The sequence below is a fragment of the Lactococcus petauri genome, assembly GCF_002154895.1.
Taxonomy (GTDB): domain Bacteria; phylum Bacillota; class Bacilli; order Lactobacillales; family Streptococcaceae; genus Lactococcus; species Lactococcus petauri.
Map to the genome: position 1 here is coordinate 1 of NZ_MUIZ01000028.1, position 3,430 is coordinate 3,430.

Genomic DNA, 3,430 nt, shown 5'->3' on the forward strand with positions numbered 1-3,430 from the left:
GTTGGAATACGTCTACAAGATTTAAAGCAATTATACTTTCACTTAGAAGAGTGGACTTAGATAAAAAAGCTGCGTCTGGTAAACCATTACAAGGTATAAGAGTCATTTATAGGACGGAAAAAGAACAAGCAGAGCGTGAGATTGCAATCATTGGGATTGTATCCCAAGGTAATACGACTTACACGTTGGCTAAGAAATTTCAAGAATGCATAGGTAAAGAAGTATTCATATACAAGGCTTATCAAAAGGAGAAATACCTCGTGGCAATTGATGTAGAAGCGATCAACGAGAGTTTCGAAGGAGAAGAAAGATGAGATGGTTACCCTTTTTTATTTGGGCAGATACATTGGGAGAAGTAGGTGGTTGTATTGTCTCCTTATTTTTCCTATTTATTATAGGAGCAGTAGGCTTTTTGCTTTTCATGTGACTAACGAAAGTATTTTTTGTTGTCGAGATTATTGTAGCAATAGCAGTTCCTTTATATTTGGGCGCACGTTTTCTCTATAGAAGAGGAATCAGAAACTTCGGTGATGATGAAGATTAAATTTAGACACTTAAAGATAAAATGTACTTTTTGTAGTGCGTTTTTTTATTTTTCCCAATTGTTGGTTCCCAGAAAAAAATCGCAGGTTATAATGGTGTCAACAAAAAATTGAAAGGGAAGAAATTGAAACAGGAAAACATCCTAAAAAATATTGAAAAAATAAAAGAAAAGATGCCTGGCTTTGTTCTAGAATATTATCATTCTAAGTTAAGTGTGCCTTACAGTTACTCAACGCTCTATGAATATTTGAAAGAATTTGATCGTTTCTTTACATGGTTAATTGACTCAGATGTAGCTCAAGCTAAGATAACCTCAGAAATCTCTATAGAAGTCCTAGAAAATCTTGGTAAAACAGATATTGAATCTTTTATTATTTATTTAAGAGAAAGACCGCTTCTAAATAATCAGATTGGCCAGAGAGGGGTTGGGCAGGCAACACTAAATCGAACGATTGCTGCTTTATCAAGTTTGTATAAATTTCTAACTGAAGAAGTCGAGAATAGTGAAGGTGAACCGTATTTTTATCGCAATGTTATGAAAAAGATAAAAATAAAGAAGATGAAAGAAACATTAGCTTCAAGAGCGGAAAATATAAAAGGGAAACTATTTTTAGGGGGAGAATCTCAGGGTTTTTTAGATTACATAGCCGAGGACTATATAAACGATCTTTCACCAAAAGCTAAACTTTGGTTTGACAGAAATAAAGAACGTGATTTAGCCATTATTGCATTAATGCTTGCCTCTGGTCTTCGCTTATCTGAGGTAGTTAACGCAAATCTAAAAGATTTGAATCTAAATACTTTGATTATTGAAGTCATCCGAAAAGGTGGGAAAAAAGATGCAGTAGGAATTTCACCTTTTGCCAAGCCTTACCTTCAAGAATATCTTGAAATTCGTGAGAAGAAGTATGATGCTGAAAAAACAGATATTGCTTTATTTTTAACCAGCTATCGTGGACAGGCCAATAGAATTGATACAACCACAATTGAAAAGATGGTAGAGAAGTATTCTTTAGGCTTCAAGGTTAGAATCACTCCTCATAAACTCCGACATACTCTAGCCACACGACTCTATGAAGAAACAAACTCTCAGGTTCTTGTTAGTCACCAACTTGGGCATTCTTCTACTCAGGTAACGGATTTATATACCCATATTGTGGATGAAAAACAAAAAGATGCATTAGATAAATTGTGAATTTGTAGCTATCTCGTAAAATTAAATAAAAAGAAAAGAGAGACAATTAAAATGAAAAAAAATCAATTAGGAAGAATCGTCGTCCGCTCAATGGTTATTTCAGAAGAAGATGAACCAAATAGAAAAAATTATATCTCAGAAGGAGTCATCGAGTGTGACGTATTCGACTATGAATGCTTTACTAAGCTCTTAGGAATAAAAAAACAGGAACTTATTGAATTGAATAGTTTTATTCATACTATTATTTGCCCATACCTTAACAACTCACAGTGGGTATATGGTAATTATGAAAACTTCTTGATCAGCCATGATCTTGTGGCGGGGACGCAGCAAGCCAAACAGTACTCCCTAGAATATCTTTTAAAGATATGTAAGTCGTATCTTAAACCAGAAACAATTTATCACTTGTTCTCAGAGGAAGGGAAAGAAATTTTTCTTGAACAGGTTTTACCTATTGTCTTTGTGCCTCATCTCATGAGAACTTTACCTGAAAGTACCAAAAGTGCTATTGAAAATTTTAAGGATTATCAATTAGGGCTTACGATGGGTCTTTATTCTTCTTACCAAGGGTGGTTAAAACAAAAAAACATCTCAAATTCGTAAAACTATAACGCAATATAATATTACAAATTTCCGAAATGCCTACAGTGGCTATTGTAATATAAAAAACATTTACTTCGTGAAGAGTTAAGAAGCCTGCAATAGCAGGTACTCGTTGAAAAGAATTCGAAACGAAATATTATTTTTTATGACAAACTAAAAAAATACCCACTTTTGGTTCCCAGAAAAAAATTGTGTGATATGATGAGAAAGTAAAAATTAGTGAAATAAGCGACAAAGAATAGTTGCCTTATTATAAGGATAAAACAGAAGGAGTTTTAAATGAAAAAAAGAACAAAAAAAGTAGTAATGACAACACTTTTACTGAGCAGCACTCTCTTGCTTACCGCATGTGGCTCAAAGCAGGATGCAAAAAAAGAGAACACGACAAATAGCTCTTCTAAAGTGACGAAAGTTGTGGATCAATCAAAAGAAGTGTTGAAAAAAGCAAAAGCTGCACTTCTTAATGCTCAGAAAGTACCTAATACTAAAAATATTAAAAGCGCAAAAGAAGCAATTTCCAAGGTAAAAGATACCAAAGAAGCTAAAAAACTTAATGATGAGTTATCAGGGATTAGTGCACGTGTAAAACTTGAGGATGCAGCACGAAAAGCAGTCGTAGCTTATCAAAAAGATGCCCTGAATGAAAAAAAGCATAAAGCCGCTCAAACTGCAGTTTCCAAATTAACGTCTCCATATAATAAAACTTTAAAAGCGGAATTAACAAAGAAAATTAAAGACAGCGAAGCTCAAGCGAATAAGGTCCGTGCTTCACAAAATATTTCTAAAGCACAACAAGACACATCTAAAAAAGCATCAGTTAAAAGTCAAGAAAATACTCAAACAACTGGTGATACCTCTTTAAACCAAGCAGGTGTAACAGCTGATACAGCAAACGTAGCAAATGGTGGTCAGACTGCTCAAATCCCAGCAGGAGGGAATACATCTGGAAATGGGGGGAACAGTAATAATGTATCTCCTACCCCAGCCCCTACCCCTACCCCAACGCCAGCCCCAACACCAACACCTACCCCAACACCAGATCCAACCCCGACTCCAGCCCCAACCCCAACACCTACGGTTCATCACTGG

Annotated in this window: 4 protein-coding genes; all 4 read left to right on the top strand. The window is 35.1% G+C overall.

Annotated elements, in window-relative coordinates:
• Positions 1-314, top strand: a 314-nt coding sequence (locus BZZ03_RS11670; protein ID WP_233128995.1) for a hypothetical protein, incomplete at its 5' end; no start/stop codon positions are given.
• Between the two features lie 353 nt (positions 315-667).
• Positions 668-1,738: a tyrosine recombinase XerS gene (gene xerS, locus BZZ03_RS11675; RefSeq protein ID WP_086583394.1), complete on the top strand. Its 1,071-nt coding sequence runs from the start codon at positions 668-670 to the stop codon at positions 1,736-1,738.
• Positions 1,739-1,789: 51 nt separating this feature from the next.
• Entirely contained in the window at positions 1,790-2,341 is a 552-nt protein-coding gene (locus BZZ03_RS11680; protein ID WP_086583395.1) for a hypothetical protein, read from the top strand.
• Positions 2,342-2,620: 279 nt separating this feature from the next.
• A partial coding sequence (locus BZZ03_RS11685; RefSeq protein WP_086583396.1) for a hypothetical protein occupies positions 2,621-3,430 on the top strand: 810 nt, incomplete at its 3' end.

What these genes read in the sequence shown, in the direction of transcription:
- BZZ03_RS11680 (WP_086583395.1), top strand. Translation starts at nt 1,790, where the DNA reads ATGAAAAAAAATCAATTAGGAAGAATCGTCGTCCGCTCAATGGTTATT.